Annotated in this window: 10 protein-coding genes; 8 read left to right on the top strand and 2 right to left on the bottom strand. The window is 64.3% G+C overall.

Going from position 1 to position 18,024, the window contains the following annotated elements; genetic code table 11:
• The first annotated feature begins 2 nt into the window (after positions 1–2).
• Together ACODSC_RS13615 and agaR are read left to right on the top strand one after the other, a co-directional pair.
• Positions 3–3,578, top strand: coding sequence for a GAF domain-containing protein (locus ACODSC_RS13615; RefSeq protein WP_488814528.1), 3,576 nt, complete (start codon positions 3–5; stop codon positions 3,576–3,578).
• 236 nt (positions 3,579–3,814) lie between these two features.
• Positions 3,815–4,651 (top strand): transcriptional repressor AgaR, encoded by an 837-nt coding sequence (gene agaR, locus ACODSC_RS13610; protein WP_488814527.1) that lies wholly within the window; start codon positions 3,815–3,817, stop codon positions 4,649–4,651.
• A gap of 58 nt (positions 4,652–4,709) precedes the next feature.
• Here the strand turns inward: agaR and ACODSC_RS13605 are convergent, their stop codons facing one another.
• Positions 4,710–6,632, bottom strand: a complete 1,923-nt coding sequence (locus ACODSC_RS13605) for an NPCBM/NEW2 domain-containing protein (protein WP_488814526.1) — start codon at positions 6,630–6,632, stop codon at positions 4,710–4,712.
• A 14-nt stretch (positions 6,633–6,646) separates the two neighbouring features.
• Positions 6,647–7,747: an amidohydrolase family protein gene (locus ACODSC_RS13600; protein WP_488814525.1), complete on the bottom strand. Its 1,101-nt coding sequence runs from the start codon at positions 7,745–7,747 to the stop codon at positions 6,647–6,649.
• Between the two features lie 134 nt (positions 7,748–7,881).
• On the opposite strand from ACODSC_RS13600, the gene ACODSC_RS13595 reads away from it, so the two are divergent.
• From ACODSC_RS13595 to ACODSC_RS13570, 6 genes are all read left to right on the top strand, one after another.
• The gene (locus ACODSC_RS13595; protein ID WP_488814524.1) at positions 7,882–9,966 is read left to right on the top strand and encodes a glycoside hydrolase family 36 protein; all 2,085 of its coding nucleotides are present in this window, start codon (positions 7,882–7,884) and stop codon (positions 9,964–9,966) included.
• Complete coding sequence (locus tag ACODSC_RS13590; RefSeq protein ID WP_488814523.1) at positions 9,963–10,871, top strand: EamA family transporter; 909 nt, start codon at positions 9,963–9,965, stop codon at positions 10,869–10,871. Before ACODSC_RS13595 ends, ACODSC_RS13590 begins: the two co-directional genes overlap by 4 nt.
• Positions 10,872–11,008: 137 nt before the next feature.
• Positions 11,009–12,307, top strand: a complete 1,299-nt coding sequence (locus tag ACODSC_RS13585; RefSeq protein WP_488814522.1) for a D-tagatose-bisphosphate aldolase, class II, non-catalytic subunit — start codon at positions 11,009–11,011, stop codon at positions 12,305–12,307.
• Positions 12,300–13,463, top strand: a complete 1,164-nt coding sequence (locus ACODSC_RS13580) for an SIS domain-containing protein (RefSeq protein ID WP_488814520.1) — start codon at positions 12,300–12,302, stop codon at positions 13,461–13,463. Before ACODSC_RS13585 ends, ACODSC_RS13580 begins: the two co-directional genes overlap by 8 nt.
• A 16-nt stretch (positions 13,464–13,479) precedes the next feature.
• The gene (locus ACODSC_RS13575) at positions 13,480–14,445 is read left to right on the top strand and encodes a BadF/BadG/BcrA/BcrD ATPase family protein (protein ID WP_488814518.1); all 966 of its coding nucleotides are present in this window, start codon (positions 13,480–13,482) and stop codon (positions 14,443–14,445) included.
• Between the two features lie 400 nt (positions 14,446–14,845).
• Complete coding sequence (locus ACODSC_RS13570; RefSeq protein ID WP_488814517.1) at positions 14,846–17,611, top strand: TonB-dependent receptor; 2,766 nt, start codon at positions 14,846–14,848, stop codon at positions 17,609–17,611.
• The last annotated feature ends 413 nt before the right edge of the window (positions 17,612–18,024 follow it).

Raw genomic sequence — 18,024 nt, 5'->3', positions numbered from 1 at the left:
TTTTGCTGCGCCGTTGCGTTAACGACGGATTCGCTAAGGCGATTGTGGGGAGCACGGGTTTGAAAGACCGGGAAAAGCAGGTCGTCCACGACGCCGGAAGCGAGGCGCCGGATGATTTCCTTTTGTCCGCAAGGGGCGAAATGGCTCGCCGGATTCGGGAACATGACTGGGCCTTAACCCCTCTCGGGCCGATCGACACCTGGGCGCAGAGCCTGAAGACGGCGACCGGCCTGCTGGTCGCCGCGCCAGTCCCCATCGTCTTGTTGTGGGGAGGCGAAGGGGTGATGCTATACAATGACGGCTATGCGGTTTTCGCCGGCGGCCGGCATCCGCAGCTCCTAGGCTCCAATGTTCGCGAGGGCTGGCCCGAGGTCGCGGACTTCAATGACAACGTCATGAAGGTCGGCTTGGCCGGCGGCGTCCTTTCCTACAAGGACCAGGAACTCATCTTGTATCGTCACGGACGGCCCGAACAGGTCTGGATGGATCTGGACTACTGGCCCGTGCCTGGCGAGGACGGGCAGCCGGCCGGCGTCATCGCTACTGTCGTCGAGACCTCGGAGCGGGTGGAAGCAGGGCGACAGCGGGACCTGGCGGCAGAGCGGCTCCAATTGGCGTTGTCCGCCGGGGGCGGGATCGGCGCGTGGGACTGGGATGTGCCTACAGACCGCGTCACAGCGGACGACCGCTTCGCTCGCCTGTACGGTGTCGATCCGGACAAGGCGCGGGCTGGCGCACCCATCGTCGATTTTTTTGGCGCCCTGCATTCAGATGATGCTGAACGCGTTCAGGCCGAGATCGCCGAGGCGCTTCGCTCCGGCGAGGTGTTCGGGTCGGAGTACCGGCTGATCCAGCCGAGCGGCGATGTGCGCTGGGTGACGGCCCAGGGCCGGGCGATCTTGTCGCCCGAAGGCGGGGCTGAACGCTTCTCCGGGGTCACCTTCGATGTGACCGAGCGCCGGCGCATGATGGACGCCCTGCGCGACAGCGAGGAGCGCTACCGCACCCTGTTCGGCCAAAGCACCACGGGCCTGTGCATCATCGAAATGAAGTTCGATGCCGACGGGCGGGCGGTCGATTACAGAATTGTCGAGGGTAATCCCGCCTTCGAGCAGTTGACCGGCCTGATCGGCGCTAACGGCAAATGGGTATCCGAGGTCGCGCCCGGCCTGGAGCAGCACTGGTTCGACCTCTACGGCCAAGTGGCGCTGACCGGCCAGCCGGCGCGGTTCGAGAACCCCGCAGACAGTTTTGGTCGTTGGTACGACGTACAGGCGATGCGTATCGGAGAACCGGAGGCGCGCCGGGCCGCCATCCTATTCAACGACATCACGGACCGGAAGGTGGCCGAGGTGCGCCAGCAGGTCTTGCTGGAGTTGAACGACGCCATCCGCGATCTGACCGACCCGGCCGAGATCGCCCAAGCGTCCGCGCGGATCCTGGCCGAGGCCCTGAAGGTCAGCCGCGTCGGCTATGGCGTGATGGACACCGTCGCCGAAACGGTGACGATCGAGCGTGACTACAATGCACCGGGCGTCAAAAGCCTGGCCGGCGTGATCCATTTCCGCGATTTCGGAGACTATATCGAGGACCTGGCGCGGGGCGATGTGGTAGTGTTCGACGATGGCGGCGCCGATCCCCGCGTCACCGACGGCGGCGCGGCGCTGGACCGCATCAGCGCGAGGGCCCTGATCAACCTGCCGCTGATCGAACAGGGCCGGGTCGTCGCCCTTCTGTTCGTCAACAACGCAGCGCCCCGCCATTGGACAGACAATGACCTCGCCCTGGTGCGGGAGGTGGCCGAGCGGGTACGCACGGCCACCGAGCGCGCCCGCGCCACCGTCGCCCTGCGCCGCAACGCCGAGCGACTGCGCTTTCTGGACGCGCTCAACCTTGAGGTCGCCAAAGTCGCCGGGGCGGACGAGGTCCTGGCTGTCACCACCCGGATGACGGCCGAGTACCTGAAGGTGGCCAACTGCGCCTATGCCGATATGGACGCCGACCAGGATGGCTTAACCATACGTGACGACTGGGCCGAGCCGGGCATGGCCAGCATCGTCGGCCATTACAGCCTGGCCGACTTCGGCACGCTGGCGGTGCAGGCGTTGGGCGCGCGCCGGCCGCTGGTCATCAACGACAACCTGACTGAAATCTCGCCCGAAGAGGCCGCAGCCTTCCAGGCGATCGGGATCGGCGCGACGGTCTGCATGCCCTTGGTCAAAGGAGGACGGCTGACGGCGCTGATGGCCGTGCATCATCGGGGCGCGCACGCCTGGAGCGAAGAGGAGCTGGACACCATCCGCGAGGTCACCGAGCGGTCGTGGGCCCACGTGGAGCGCGCCCGGGCCGAGGCCGCGCTGCGTGAACTGAACACCACCCTGGAAGCCAGGGTCGAGGATCGCACCCGAGAATTGCAGGCTGTTCATGAGAGTCTGCGGCAGAGCCAGAAGATGGAGGCGGTGGGCCAGCTGACCGGTGGCATCGCCCACGACTTCAACAATCTGCTGGCCGGCATTTCGGGCAGCCTGGAACTCCTGTCCAAGCGGCTGTCGGAAGGACGGCTGAATGGCATGGAGCGTTATATCGACGCGGCTCAGGGCGCAGCCCAGAGGGCCGCCTCCCTGACCCAGAGGCTACTGGCGTTCTCGCGCCGTCAGACGCTGGACCCGAAGCCGGTCGATGTGAATCGCCTGGTCCACGGCATGGACGACCTCATCCGGCGCAGTATCGGGCCCGACGTGGAGCTGGAGGTCGTTGGCGCCGGCGGCCTGTGGGGGACGCGGGTCGATCCGTCGCAACTGGAGAATGCGCTTCTGAACCTGTGCATCAACGCGCGAGACGCCATGGCGCCCGACGGCGGGCGGCTTACTATCGAGACCTCGAACAAATGGCTGGATGATCGTGCCTCTCGCGATCGGGAGTTGCCGCCGGGCCAGTACGTTTCCCTGTGTGTGACGGATACCGGAACCGGCATGACGCCCGAGATTCAGGCCCAGGTGTTCGATCCCTTCTTCACCACCAAACCCATGGGCCAGGGTACGGGCTTGGGCCTGTCCATGATCCACGGCTTCGTACGTCAGTCCGGCGGCCAGGTCCGGGTGTATTCCGAGGTTGGGGAGGGCACGACGATGTGCCTGTATCTCCCGCGTTACATGGGAGAGATCGACGGCCAAGATACAATACTGGACCAGGCGGTGGTTGAAGGCGGGCATGGAGAGACCGTGCTGGTAATTGACGACGATCAGACCGTCCGCATGCTGGTCGCCGAGGTCCTGGGCGAGGCCGGTTATCGGGTGATGGAGGCCCCGGACGGCCCTGCAGGGCTCGACATTCTGTGGTCCGGCCGGCGGATCGACTTGCTGATCTCCGATGTCGGTCTGCCCGGGGGCATGAACGGCCGGCAGGTTGCCGACGCGGCGCGCGAGACCCGTCCCGAGCTCAAGGTATTGTTCATCACCGGCTACGCCGAGAACGCGGCGGTCGGCAACGGTCTGTTGGCGCCCGGCATGGAGGTGATGACCAAACCCTTTGTTATGGCCGATCTGGCGGTAAAGGTGCACGACATGATCGAGTCGTAGAAAGCGCGCGCGGGCTCAGGCGATCGCGGCCTGGACGCGGTTGCCACGGACTACGGTTGGCGGAGTGTAACGCACGTGGCGCAATCGCCGTGGAACTCGGCGAAACGACCAGTCAATCGACAGCAAATTTGGCCTCGATGCCCTTCGGCCCCATCCGCAAGTTGGCGCGTTGGCGACTTAGCGAGCAGGGTAAGAGAGGCTCGGCTTTCGTTTTGTAGGCAAAGGGAAAACAGTTTATGCAAGAGGACGGCATTTCGCCGTCTTGGGAGACGCAGAGCATGGCGGACGGGTCCCGCGCAATCTCGCGCGATACTTCAGAGCGTCGGCGTGAAATCACGACCATGATCCGAACCCGCGGCAGCGTTCAGGTTGCCGCCCTGTCGGACATGTTCAACGTTTCCATGCAGACCATCCGCAAGGATCTGCACTATCTCGAGGAAAGGGGCGTCGCAACTCGCGCCTATGGCGGCGCGATCAGCACCGAGGTGGTGAACGCGCCCGTCGAGCCGGCCATCGAGATCAAACGGGTGAGCCATACCGAAGCCAAGGAACGGGTGGGTAAAATGGCGGCAGGCCTGGTCGGGCCCGGCGAGTCCATCATGCTGGACTCCGGCACGACCACCCTGCAAATCGCGCGCTTCCTGCCGGACGACGAGGACCTGACCGTCGTCACCAACGACTTCGACATCCTGACGGTGCTGGCTCAGAAGCGAAAGATAAAGATCGTTATGCTGGGCGGCGAACTGCGTCGGCGCAACATGGCCTTCTACGGGGCCCAGACCGTCGCGGCCCTCGACGACCTTTTGCTGGACAAGTTGTTCCTGGGCGTGGACGGGCTCGACATCGAGCGTGGCGTCACCACCCACCATGAGCCCGAGGCGCAACTGAACCGCCGTATGGTCGAGACCGCGCGCGAGGTCATCGCCGTCACCGACGCCTCCAAGTTCGGCAAGATCTGCCTGCATCGCATCATCGACGTGGCCGACCTCGACGTCCTGGTGACCGACACCGGCGCCCCGGCCTATATGGACGAGGCGGCTGATCGGCTGAAGTTCAAGCTTCTCAAGGGCTGAGGCGCCGGCAAGGACGCCTTGGCGTCTCTACGTCTCTGCGTTTCAGTGTCTCTGCGTTTCAGCGTCTTAGGGCCGCGTCGCCCCAGGTCACGACGAGCGGCCGGTCGCTGGTTAGGGTCTCCGAGAGAGCGACGATCTCCACGAGGCGCACGCCGCTGATGTCGGCGGACAGCGCAACGGGCTCCTCGCCGAAGCGCATAGGCGCGCTTTCGGCGAGGAGCCGGCCGTCGCCATAGACGGCGAAACGCACGGCGTCGTGGGTGTTGCGGGTGGAGTCGTCCACCCCGACGCTGGCCTGAAACCGCGTGTAGCCGGCATTGCGCACTTCCAGGCGCGAATTGGTCAGTACGCCAAGGCCGGTGTCAAAGCTTTGGCCCGCGATCGTCAGGGCTTCGTCATAGGGGGTGGCGTCGGCCTGAGCCCCGCCCCAGCCGGCATAGGTCGGCCGCTCGCCTGATCCACGGGTCTCGCCCCAGGCGTTGCGCATGCGGTGCACGACAGGATCGGGCTCTGGTACGACGACGCCGTCTACGGCCACGTTCACATCGCCCGGGATCTCGGAGAGATAGACCCCGTCGGCGAGCTGGCGCTGGCTCACCGCCCGGAAGACAAGGGTCTGGCGGGGGGCGAGGGTGAAGCGCGTCTCGTCCGTAAAGGTCGACGTCGTCTTGGCCCAGAGATCCCGCATCTGGATGGGCGCGCCGGCGGCGAACTTCAGCTGGGCCGCCGTCAGGGTCACTTCCGTCTCGGCGAGGCCGCGGTTGAACAGGGCCACGGCCTTGTCGCCGGTCGATAGCGTCTTGACGATGATCTGCACGTCGTCCGACGCATAGGCGATGACGCCCTGGTGGCCGCCCGGATCCTGGTTGAGCCGTACGAGATCGGCATTGCCCCAGATGTCCATCAGGCTCTGCGGCGCCTGGCGCAGGTCGTAGCTGATCAACAGCGGCGCGTTGATCATGACCCAAAGGACAAAGTGAGATCGGGCTTCGGTCAGGTGGTCTTGGTCGAAATCGCCGTGGCCGACGAAAAGGATGTCGGGGTCGTTCCAGGCGCCCGGCTTGGCGTAGAGCGCGCGCGTCGAGGCGCTGTCAAAATTATGCAGCATACGCGTCCAGGTCGGGGTGATGTCGCCGCTGGTGCGCCAAAGATGTCCAACGTCCTTGCCCCAAGACCGCACATTGGCCGAGCCCCAGTTGCAGATGGCCAGAATATAGTCCCCGTCCGGATTGTGTCGGATCAGGGCTTCGGCGACCTGCTCATATAGGTCTCGAACAGCGGCCACGTCGGTGCGGTTGATCGAGGCCTGGTCGATGAGGGGCGGCACGGGCGTATAGGCTTGCTCGGCGACGAGAGGGTTTTCGGGGCCGTAGACATTGATGCCGCAGGCGTCGACCTTGATGTAGTCGAAGCCCCATTCGTGGAAATAGAGGGCGATGTCCTGATCGACGTGGCCGTGAAGACCCACTTCGCGTTCCGCCGTCGTGCCTTGCGGCAAGTTCGGCGAATGCAGGTCGTAGGCCTGGGAGCAGGCGTTGCGCCCAATGTCAGTGTAGATGCCGGCCTTCAAACCCATGGCGTGCAGGGTGTCGGTGAAGGGCCGGAAACTGGTATCCCGTCCTTCGATCTCCGCCGATGGGAAGATGGCCGTGCGAATTTCAAGCCTTCCATCCGACGTCCGGCGGTTCAGCCACCAGCCGTCGTCGATGTTTACGTAATTATAGCCCAGATCGGACAGGCCGCTGTCGATCATGGCCTTGGCCGCGCCCAGGACCTTGGCCTCGTCCACATCTGTTCGAAAAGCGTTCCAGGAATTCCATCCCATCGGCGGCGTGCGCGCCTGAGACCGCTCGGGGATGGACCATTCGCCGGTGGCGGCGAGAGGATCGGTCTGTGCGAGCGTCGGCTGGGCGAGCGTCGGCTGGGCCAGCCCCAGAAGACCGCAGACGGCGACGGAAGTCAGCAGGGCGCGCAGGGTCATGATCTTTCTCCCGATCAGCGGCCAGACTGGGCGAAGAATTCACGCTGGGCGTTGGCGTAATAGATCTTGTCGATCACCGACCGGGGCAGGGCCAGGCCTTGCGCATCAGCGTCGATGTCATCCACCCGCTGCGTCTGCGCGGTGGCCAGATAGGTCCAGTCCCGCGTCCAGACGTCGTGCGCCGATTGCCGGAACGCCTGGGCGTCCTCGCCCGGATTGAGCGTCAGGTCCGTGCCGTAGAGGATGCGGTCCTGGTATTTGACGAAGAAGTCCCGGACCTTGCGATAGTCACGGACGGACTGGTGCTGGATCTGAGCCATGCGGGCGGCCAGTTCGATGACGGCGTTTGGATGGGCGTCGAGGAATTTCGCCGCCTCGTCGACGCTCCATTCCAGGCTGGCCATGTGCGCGCCGACGAAGTTCAGGGTCGGATTGCGCGCGACCATCGCGTCTCGTCGGCCCATCAGGTCCTGATAGCTCGGCATCTCCGGGTGGAGGTGCATGTGATATTCGGGGTGGGCGCTAAAGTAGAGCCGGTCGTTCTTTGTCGTCATCTGATCGAGCGGTAGCCAGCAATTATAGGGCTCGCCCTGGTGCGCGATCAGCGGCAGGCCGGTCGCGGCAAGGTGGCCGAAGACCGGATTGAAACCCGCGTCGTCAATGAAGATCAGGTCACCTTCGGCGTCCCGCTCGACCATGCCGATGTTCTTCCACACCTTCACCGCCACAGCCCCGCGACGGACCTCGGCGTCGATCTGGCGGTTGGTCCGCGCCGCCCATCCCGCCTGGCCGAACCCGTCCATCGAGAAGGTGGTGGCGTAGTGGAAGCGCTGAGGGTTCGCCTCGGCATAGTGGTGCGCCACCTCGGCCTGATCCCGGATCGAAGGGAAGGCCGGATAGTCGACATTGATCGACAAGATTTCGAAGTTGTCGGCAGCCGCCTGGTCCAAAAAGGCGTCGTCCGCGACATTGACGTGAACGTGAGCGTCGATCTTTCGCACGCCGGCGAAGTCCGAGACGGCATAGGTCCCGTCCCCCGGGTTGGCGCAGGCGGATAGCGCCGCGCAGGCGAGTGTTGCGGCCGCAGCGAGGGGCCAACGCACGTTGAACGTCATGACGGTCTCCATCCCAGAACCCGAAGCATCAGACACCAAACAAACGCCTATGTTTCGTTGTGCGTCTTTTTGTTTGCCTTTGGAAAGAGGGCTATGCAAGGCTATTTCCAGGCTGATCGTCAAATGAGGGTGCGATGATGACGACAAGACCCCTGCTTCACCGCCGTGGCCTGCTGGCCCTGATGGGTGGAACCGTCCTGGCGACGGGCGCGACCGGGAGCCGCGCCTGGGCCGGCCCGGTGGTGGCGCGCGCTGGAGACGACGCCCTGACGATCGAGTTCGACTCGGCGTTGAATAGTCGGCTGATCGCCGGCGTCGGCGGGCAGGGCTCGGCCCTCACCGAATTCGCCGCGTCGGAAACGGTGACGCTGGAAGACGACCGAACCATCGACACCTTCCCCTTCGTTGAACACAGCAGGGCCGCGATCCGCGACGCCCACGGCGAGGGCGTCCGTCACGTGGTGCGCGGCGTCTCCGCCGAAGGTCTGGAGAAAACCGTCAGCCTGAGCTTCTACGACCGCTACCCCGGTTTCCCCTTGGTGAAGGTCAAGTGGAGCCACACGCGCGGCAAGCCGCTGAACATCAAGAGCTATCGTGTCGGCGCCCATACGCTGAAGTCTTCCGGCGCCGGCTTCTGGTCCTGGTCCGGCTCGACGCACGCCGATCGCCGAGACTGGGTCCAGCCGGTGAAGGATGGCTTCGAGCAGGCCAATTTCATGGGCATGAACGCCTCCGACTATGGGTCGGGTACGCCGGTGGCCGATGTCTGGCGGCCGGACGCCGGCATCGCCGTCGGCCATATCGAGCTGACGCCGAAGCTGATCTCGCTGCCGATCATCGCTTCGGCGGTGGGCGCGTCCGTGGCTCTGGAAGAGGCGCGGGCCGTGACGTTGAGCCCCGGCGACGCCATGAGCTCGCTCGACGCCTTCGTCACCGTTCACCGGCGCGACTATTACGCGACGCTCGACGCCTATCGTCGGGTGATGGCGGACCGCGGCCTGGCGGCGCCCAAGGCGCCGGAAGGATCGTATGAGGCGATCTGGTGCGCCTGGGGCTACGATCGGAACTTCACCGTCGCCGAAATCGCAGGCACCTACGCCAAGGTCAAGGATCTGGGCTTCAAATGGGCCGTGCTGGACGACGGCTGGCAGACCAACGAGGGCGACTGGGCGCTGGACCCTCGCAAGTTCCGCACAGAGGCGGACATGATCGCCTTTGCCCGCAACATCCGCGCGGCCGGGCTGAAGCCCCGGCTGTGGCTGGCGCCCCTGGCGGTCGATCCGGGGGCGGACCTGCTGCACGACCACACCGACATGCTGCTGCTGGACGAGAACGGCGCGGTCCAAGACGTGACCTGGTGGAACGCCTTCTACCTGTGCCCCGCCTACCAGCCGACGCGGGACTACACCCAGGCGCTGATCCGCAAGATCATCGGCGAGTGGGGCTATGAAGGGCTGAAGCTGGACGGCCAGCACATGAACGGCGTCGCCCCCTGTCACAACCCGGCCCACAACCATGCGCGCCCAGAGGAGTCGGTCGAAAAGCTCCAGGACTTCTGGAAGATGGTCTACGACACGGCGCGCGAAGCCAATCCTGAAGCCGTCGTCGAGTTTTGCCCCTGCGGCACCTCGTACGCCTTCCACAATCTGCCCTACACCAACCAGGTCCCATCGTCGGATCCGTTGTCGTCCTGGCAGGTGCGCTTGAAGGGCAAGTCGCTGAAGGCGCTGATGGGGCGCGACGCCGCCTATGCCGGAGACCATGTCGAACTGAGCGACGGCGGCGACGACTTCGCGTCGTCCGTCGGCATCGGGGCGGTCATCTCGACCAAGTTCACCTGGCCGAACGAGGGCAGGGGCAAGGACGCGAACTTCCGACTGACCGCCGAACGCGAGGCGGTGTGGCGCAAGTGGGCGGATATCTACAACGCCAAGATGCTGCCCAAGGGCCATTACCTGGGCGAGCTGTACGACATCGGCTTCGACAAGCCGGAAGCCCACGCCGTCGAGAAGGACGGCCGACTGTACTATGCCTTCTACGCGCCGGAATGGGATGGGCAGGTCGAGCTGCGCGGCCTGGGTGAGGGCGGCTATCGCCTGACCGATTATTTCAACGGTGCGGACCTGGGTACGGTGACGGCGGAGGCCACGCGTATTCCCGCCCGGTTCCAGCGGTTCCTGTTGATCGAGGCCGTTCCCATGCAAGGCGCACGCGCGTGACCGACACTCCTGCGACCTCTCCCATCACGCCCGCCGTCACTTCGCGTCGCTGGCTGCTGTTCGCCTTCCTGACGGTCGGCCTGTGGGGGGTGTGGGGGGCGTTCGCGGGCATCTCCGCCCAGCGCGGCTTCCCCGAAACGCTGGTCTACTGCGTCTGGGCCGTCACCATGATCCTGCCGGCGGTGGTCGTCATGCAGCGCGAGAAGTGGAAGCTGGATCGCGATCCCAAGTCGATCCTGTTTGGTCTGCTGATCGGCCTGACCGGCGCTGGCGGGCAGATGATCCTGTTCTATGCGGTGACGACGGGTCCGGCCTATCTGATCTTCCCGATCATCTCTCTGTCGCCGCTGATCACCATCCTGCTGTCGTTGCTGCTGCTGAAGGAGCGCACGTCGCGGCTGGGGGCGCTGGGTGTGGCGCTGGCGCTGGTCGCCCTGCCTCTGTTCGACTTCTCGCCGCAGGGCTTTTCGTTCACACAAGGGTCGACGTGGTTTCCGCTGGCCTTGATCATCATGGCCTGCTGGGGCGTGCAGGCCTACTTCATGAAGCTGGCCAACAACCACATGAGCGCCGAGAGCATCTTCTTCTACATGATGCTCAGCGGTTTGCTGCTGACCCCGGCGGCTCTCGCGATGACGGACTTCGCCAAGCCCATCAACTGGGGCTGGGACGGACCGTGGCTGGCGGCGGTAATCCAGATGCTGAACGCCGTGGGCGCACTTTTCCTGGTCTATGCCTTCCGGCACGGCAAGGCGATCGTGGTCTCTCCGCTCACCAACGCTGGCGGACCGCTGGTCACCGCCGTGATTTCGCTGCTGATCGTCGGCGTGATGCCGGGCGAACTTAAGATGGTCGGTCTGGCGCTGGCCTTCATCGCTGCGGCGCTTCTGGCCACCGCCGCCTAGTTCGGCGTCGGCGTCGGAGGGACCAAGTTCCCTTTGCATGGTGTTTGAAACGCGCCGTGAAGTTTCGGTTTCATTGCTTTGGTTGCGTTTAAGGTGGACTCTAGTAGAGTGGAAACCTGTTACCGAAAGGATTTCCCATGAAGGCGATGCGCGACCTCGTCGCCCGGCACAAGTCCGGGCAGGCTTGTGGCATCTATTCCGTATGCTCGGCGCATCCGCTGGTCATCGAAGCCGCGTGCGTTCACGCGCTCGATACCGGGCTGGACGTGCTGCTGATCGAGGCGACCTGCAACCAGGTCAACCAGGACGGCGGCTACACCGGCATGACGCCGGACAGGTTCCGCGACTTCGTGCACGCCATCGCGCGTGACACGGGTCTGCCGGTCGATCGCGTGCTTCTGGGCGGCGATCACCTGGGGCCCAATCCGTGGACCGGCCTGCCTGCCGAAGAGGCGATGGCGAAGGCGGAAGTGTTGATCGAGCAGTATGTGGCCGCCGGTTTCCGCAAGATCCATGCGGACTGCTCCATGTCGTGCGCCGACGATCCGACGCCGCTGCCGGAAGACACGATCGCTCGCCGCGCCGCGCGGTTGATCAAGATCGCCGAGGCGACGCAGGCGCGCGTCGGCGGCGAGGCCTGCGTCTATGTCATCGGCACCGAGGTGCCGGTGCCCGGCGGGGCTGCCGAAGACCTGCCCGAGTTGGAAGTCACCACGCCCGAAGCGGCGCTGGCGACGATCGAGGCACACCGCATCATCTTCGCGGCCGAGGGCCTGGTGGAGGCCTGGTCGCGGGTCATCGGCGTTGTCGTCCAGCCGGGCGTCGAGTTCGATCATCACAAGGTCATCGACTACGAGCGCGCCAAGGCGGTCGATCTGAGCGCTGCGCTGGACGGCCAGTCGCACATCGTTTTCGAGGCGCATTCGACCGATTACCAAACCGCCGGAGCGCTCAAGGCCCTGGTCGAAGATCATTTCGCCATCCTCAAGGTCGGGCCGGGCGTGACCTTCGCCCTGCGTGAGGCGCTGTGGGCGCTGGACGCCATCGAACGCGAGTGGATCGGCGAGGCGCGCGCGTCGCGATTCCGCCCTATCGCCATCGAGAGAATGAAGGCCGATCCGCGCAACTGGGCCAAATACTACCATTCCGCCCGGGCGGACCTGGAGTTCGATCTGCAGTACAGCCTGTCCGACCGGATACGCTATTACTGGCCGGACCCGTCCATCGTGGCCGCCCAGGATCGGATGTTCGCCAATCTGACGGACAATCCGCCGCCGATGGCTCTGATCAGCCAATATCTGCCGGCGGCCAACGCCGCCCTGCGCGAGGCCGCGCTGCCCTCAAATCCGACCAATCTGGTGATCGCCCATATTGGCGCGACCCTGGAAGCCTATCGGATCGCCTGCACCCCCGAGCCGGAGTTTGCTCATGTCTGACGTCACCCAATTGGGTTTCGAGGAATCCGAACTGGAGCGGCTGGGCGGCCTGTGGACCGCGCGCGAGATTGTGCAGCAGCCGACGATGTTGCGCGAAACCCAGAAACTGTTGATGGCCCGGCGCGCCGAGATCGAGGCGTTTCTGGATCCGCTTTTGGCCATGCCTGGACTTCGCATCATACTCACGGGCGCGGGAACTTCGGCCTTCGCCGGCGAATGCCTGGCGCCGGTGCTGTCGGCGCGTCTGGGCAGGCGGGTCGAGGCCATCGCGACGACGGACCTGGTCTGCGCCCCCCATCTCTATTTCGAGGCCGAGACGCCGACCCTGCTCGTGTCGTTCGGCCGCTCCGGCAACAGCCCGGAAAGCGTAGCGGCGATTGAGCTCGCGGACCGCCTGGTGAAGAGCCTGAGTCATCTGGTGATCACCTGCAACGCCGAAGGCGCCTTGGCCGCCTATGGTCAAGGGCCGCGTGGCCTGACCGTGCAACTCCCCGAGGCGACGCACGACCGCAGCTTCGCCATGACGTCGAGCTTCTCGTGCATGATGTACGCCGCCCTGGCGGTGTTCAGCGGCCTCGCCGTCATGGACGCACGGGTCGAGGCCATCGCGCGCGCCACCCAGGCGGTGATCGCGAACTATACCTCGGTGATGCAGTCCGCCGCAGCGGAGGGCTATCAGCGCGTCGTCTATCTGGGCAGCCACATCTTCAAGGGTCTGGCCAGGGAATCGGGGCTGAAGCTGCTGGAGCTCACCAACGGCGCGCTAGTGACGATGTTCGATTCACCTCTGGGATTCCGCCATGGTCCCAAGACGATCGTGAACGATCGTACGCTGATCGTCGTCTTCTTCTCGAATGACGCCTACACTCGCAGCTACGACATGGACCTTTTGGATGAGCTGCGCCGCGACAACGACGCCGCCCGCGTCATCGCCATAACGGCCCAGGAGGGTGTGGGATTGTCCGAGCAGGACCAGATCAGCGTACAGGGCCTGACGGCCTCGGACGATGTGGACCTGCTGTTCCCCTATATCGTGGCGCCCCAGATGCTGGCCTTCTTCGAGTCCCTGCAGCTGAATTTGAACCCCGACAAGCCCAACACGTCCGGCACTGTGAATCGGGTCGTGCAAGGCGTGCGGATTCACGAGTTGAGCTGATGCGGGGGCAGGGAGAGTGAGCCTGTCTGACGGGTGTTATCTGGGCGTGGACGGCGGCGGCACCAAGACCGCCTTCGTGCTGGTTGACCGCGCCGGCCGCGAGCTTGCCCGACACGAGGGCGGTTCCAGCTATCACGTCGATATCGGCGTCGAGAAGCTCCACGTTCTGCTCCACGACGGCGTCCATTCGGTGCTGCGGCAGGCAGGGGCGTCGGCGGATGAGGTTATCTACGCCTTCTTCGGATTGCCCGCCCATGGCGAGGATTCACAGATCCAGCCCGTTCTGGACGTCATTCCAGAGGCCTTGCTTGGGCATCGCCGCTATGCCTGCGGCAACGACATGATCTGCGGCTGGGCCGGCTCGCTCGCCGGCGAGGACGGGATCAATATCGTCGCCGGCACCGGCTCCATCGGATACGGCGAGCGCCAGGGCCTGTCCGCTCGCGGCGGCGGATGGGGCGAACTGTTCTCGGACGAGGGCTCAGCCTACTGGATCGCCATCCAGGGGCTGAACGCCTTCTCGCGCATGTCGGATGGGCGCCTGTCGCGCGGACCCCTGCATGATCTGCTGGTGCAGGAGTTCGCCCTAACGAACGACCTGGATCTGTGCGCCCACATCTATTGCAGGAGCGCGCCCCAACGTGACCGGATAGCCGCCATTTCGAGGCTGGTCGCGCGCGCGGCGGTCCAGGGCGACGACGCCGCCCGTCGCATCTTCGTCGACGCGGGCGAAGCCCTGGCCCAGATCGTCGACACGATCCGACAGCGGCTGGAGTATCGGCCCGGAGAGCCCGTAAACCTGTCCTACTCTGGCGGGGTGTTCCAGAGCGGCGAGCTGATTCTTGATCCCTTCAGGCAGCGCCTTTCGGCCTGTTCGCCGGACTACAGGATCATTTCGCCGCGCTACAGCCCGGCCATCGGCGCCGCCATCTATGCGGCGCGTCTCGACGGCGCATCGCTCGACATCGCCGTCGCCGCCTGATCGGGCCCTCGCATCTCGATTGTCTGGGCCTGGACCTGGACCGCCGACGTCATGAAGTGACGAGGTCGAGAGATGTGGGTAGGCCTCAATTCCAGCCTCTTCTGACCCATTTCGCCGCTGGTTCCGGGTCGGCTCAGGCGAGGCATGCGACCCTTGAGCAAGATATTTGCCGGACGGCAAAGGGCAAGTCCGCTCTGCGGATGTTCGTGTCAAAAAGTTTCGTTACCTATCTATTTGACAGTTTCGCGAAACCGTAGTTCCCTTTTGTAGCGTTTTCTTGACTGAACCGAAGCCTCGGCAGTTCAAGCGGCGTTCGTCGATCATGCGGGCAAAGGGGATCGCAATGTCACGTCGTCTATCACTTCGAACAGCCGCTCTAGCGGGCGTCGGTTTCGCAGCCTTGTTGTCCGTCGGCACGGCTCGCGCCCAGTCAGCCGACGCTGACGAAACCGAAACAACGGCTGACCAGGCCCAGCAGGTCGATGAGATCGTCGTCGTGGGGACGCGGGGAAGCATCGCCCGCGCGGTGGGTCTGAAGCGCGAATCCGGCACGGTGCAGGATTCCATCAGCGCGCTCGAACTGGGCATGTTTCCGGACGACAACGTCGCCGACTCGCTGAGCCACATCACCGGCGTGTCGATTTCACGCACGGCTGGCGGCGAGGGGCAGAGCGTCAGCGTTCGGGGATTGGGCCCTGAATACACGCTGTCGACCTTCAACGGCCGCATCCTGGCGACCGACGGCGCCGGACGCGACTTCGCGTACGATGTCCTGCCTTCCGACGTTATCAGCGGCGCCGATGTCATCAAGGGCGCCGAAGCGGCGAACACGGAAGGCGCGATCGGCGGCCTGATCAACCTGCGCTCCGCCAGCCCCTTCGACCAACGCGGCCAGCACGGCATCATCCGCGTCGAGGGCGACCGCAACCAGATGTCCGAGTTGGACGGCAGCAAACTGTCGGCCGTCTACAGCAACACCTTCTTCGACGACACCTTCGGCCTGATCCTCGGGGTCGTGAGCGAACGGCGCGACGACCGTTCTGACGTCGCCGGCAATGACGGCGGCTGGACCCGTAACCCGGATCCGACGGACGAAAGCTGGCTGTGGGGCAACGCCTGGGGCGGCAATATCGACCCGAACGGCAACGGCGAACTGGACGTCGAAGAGTACGGCCTCATCGGTCCTGGCCAGTTCCGCGTGGGTTCGATCCTCGAAGAGAAGAAACGGACCGCCTATACGGCGAAGCTGGAATGGCGACCGGCCGACAACTTCCGCCTGGTCGTGGATGGCCTGTCGACCAAGCTCGATTCGCCGCAGGTCGGCTACCAGCAGTCCTTCTACACGCTGTATGCGCCGGGCCGCTGGTCGAACATGGTGATCAACGACGGCATCGTCACCAGCTTCGACATGGCCAATCCCGATCCTGAGCAACGCCTCAATCCGGAACTGCTGAACCAGACCACCTACCGGGTCGTCGAGACCCAGCTTTACGGCGTGAACGCCCAGTGGGACGTGACCGACAGCCTGACCCTGACCGGCGATGTCTATCGCTCGACGTCCAGCCGGAACTCGGGCGGTCAGGACAGCTATGTCGTGCTGCGGATGAACCAGGCCAATACCGCGCAAATCGCGCTGAACGGCGCCTATGTGCCCGACGTCACCATCAATTTCGATGACGGTCGCGATCTGTCCAGCGGCCTGGCCAACGGCGAGTTCACGGATTCGGATTTCAACACCCACTACTTCTCGCTCGCAGGCGACAATATCGAGGACGAGATCACCGGCGCCGCCTTCAACGGCCGTTGGACCGCGAGGATGGGCTGGCTCGACAATGTGCAGTTCGGCGTCAACTATACGGATCGCAGAAAGTCACGGGATCTGGTCAACAACTCTCTGACGGGCGGCGCCGACTACTATTCCGGGGACTACGCGATCAATGTCGGGGATCTCGGCGGCGGGGTCATTTCGAACAGCTTCACCTTCCCGAACTTCATGAGCGAGGTGAACGCGAAATTCCCGCGCACCTTCCTGGCCTTCGACGTCGCCAGCTATCAGGCGGCCTTGGCGGCTTATGACGGCACGCCGCGCCCCGGCGGCGGTGTGTACGACTACGCAGCGGCTGCGCCGGTGTGGAACCCGCTGCAGAGCTATCGGGTCAGCGAAGAATCCTGGGCCGGCTTTGTCCAGGCCAATCTGTCGGGCGAGCGCTGGAGCGGCAACATCGGCGTCCGCGTGGTCCAGACGAACACCAGCGCCCAGGCCTGGGACGCCAAGATCCTCGACATCATCGAGAATGGCGCCTTCAACTATACGGCGGTGTACGATGACCCGACGGCCATCACCCAGGACAACGACTACACCTATGTCCTGCCGTCGATAAATCTGAACTATCGCATCACCGAGGAACTGCGCCTTCGCCTGGGCGCGGCCAAGACCATGGCCCGTCCGTCGGTCGAGACCCTGGCGCCGACGAACACCACCGAAAGCGTATCCTGGGGCGAGTTCACCCAGATCTACGGCGGTAACGCGGCCCTGAAGCCGTATTCGGCCGTGCAGTATGATGCGTCGCTGGAATACTATTTCCGCCCGAACTCGATCTTCAACATCGCCGTGTTCAAGAAGGACATCGAGGACCAGATCACCACCAGCTGGGAACCGGGTCAGGACATCGGCGTGCCGGGCTATCTGTTCAACGTCCAGCGCCCGATCAATGGCGACACGGCCGAGGTGCACGGCGTCGAAGTCGGTCTGCAGCACTTCCTGGACAACGGCCTGGGCATGCGGGCGCAATACACCCGCAACTGGTCCAAGAGCTATGTCGGGGATCTGGAGCGACCGCTGGAGGGCATCGCGCCGTCGGTCTATTCGCTGGGTCTCTTCTACGAGCGCGGGCCGCTGTCGATGAGCGCGTCGGCGGACCACACGGATGGTTTCGTGACCGCGATCAACGTCCTGGGTGAAGGCTACAACGAAGAAGCCGATCCGATCACCTGGGTCACGGCCCACATTTCCTACAAGGTGACGGACAATGTCGACATTTCGCTCGAAGGTCAGAACCTTCTGGACGAAGCCAACACCTACTCCATCAACGGCAACCCCCTGCTGCCGCAGGGTTACTATCGCTATGGCGCATCATACAAGTTGGGCGTGAGTTACCGGTTCTAGACCCCCGGCGCCATCATGCGTCCTCAACTGCCTCCGGATGAGGACGCATGAGAACGCTGTCAGGTTAGACGCCATCGGCATCCGCGCCGGCGCGGAAACGGCAGAGGGTTAGCCGGCTGACGATTGTTTCGCCTCAGTCGGCCTGGCAAATGCAGGTGACGCAGGCCGATTTGATTCAGCGCCGCTGGACACGATCCCCGCCCCGGTGAAGACTTCTCCGGCTCAACGGGCTGATTTCGGACCAGCCTTGGCAGTTTCAGGGCTGCTTCAGTGTTGTTTCGTGGGCGGACGGTGAGGTCCAGCATCTCACTTTCGTCGTTGACGGTGCGCCACAGGAACATGCGATTTTCGACCAATCGATCAGACCATCTTGTCGAGGCGCCAGCAGGGTGGACGTAGCTTCTTCACTCGTC

The sequence above is a fragment of the Brevundimonas sp. FG128 genome, assembly GCF_057809775.1.
The sequence above is the reverse complement of the archived record's forward strand: the minus strand, read 5'-3'. Positions and strand labels throughout refer to the sequence as shown.

Coding starts and splice junctions, on each gene's coding strand:
- agaR (WP_488814527.1), top strand. CDS start 3,815: ATGCAAGAGGACGGCATTTCGCCGTCTTGGGAGACGCAGAGCATGGCG.
- ACODSC_RS13605 (WP_488814526.1), bottom strand. CDS start 6,632: ATGACCCTGCGCGCCCTGCTGACTTCCGTCGCCGTCTGCGGTCTTCTG.
- ACODSC_RS13600 (WP_488814525.1), bottom strand. CDS start 7,747: ATGACGTTCAACGTGCGTTGGCCCCTCGCTGCGGCCGCAACACTCGCC.
- ACODSC_RS13595 (WP_488814524.1), top strand. CDS start 7,882: ATGATGACGACAAGACCCCTGCTTCACCGCCGTGGCCTGCTGGCCCTG.
- ACODSC_RS13585 (WP_488814522.1), top strand. CDS start 11,009: ATGAAGGCGATGCGCGACCTCGTCGCCCGGCACAAGTCCGGGCAGGCT.
- ACODSC_RS13580 (WP_488814520.1), top strand. CDS start 12,300: ATGTCTGACGTCACCCAATTGGGTTTCGAGGAATCCGAACTGGAGCGG.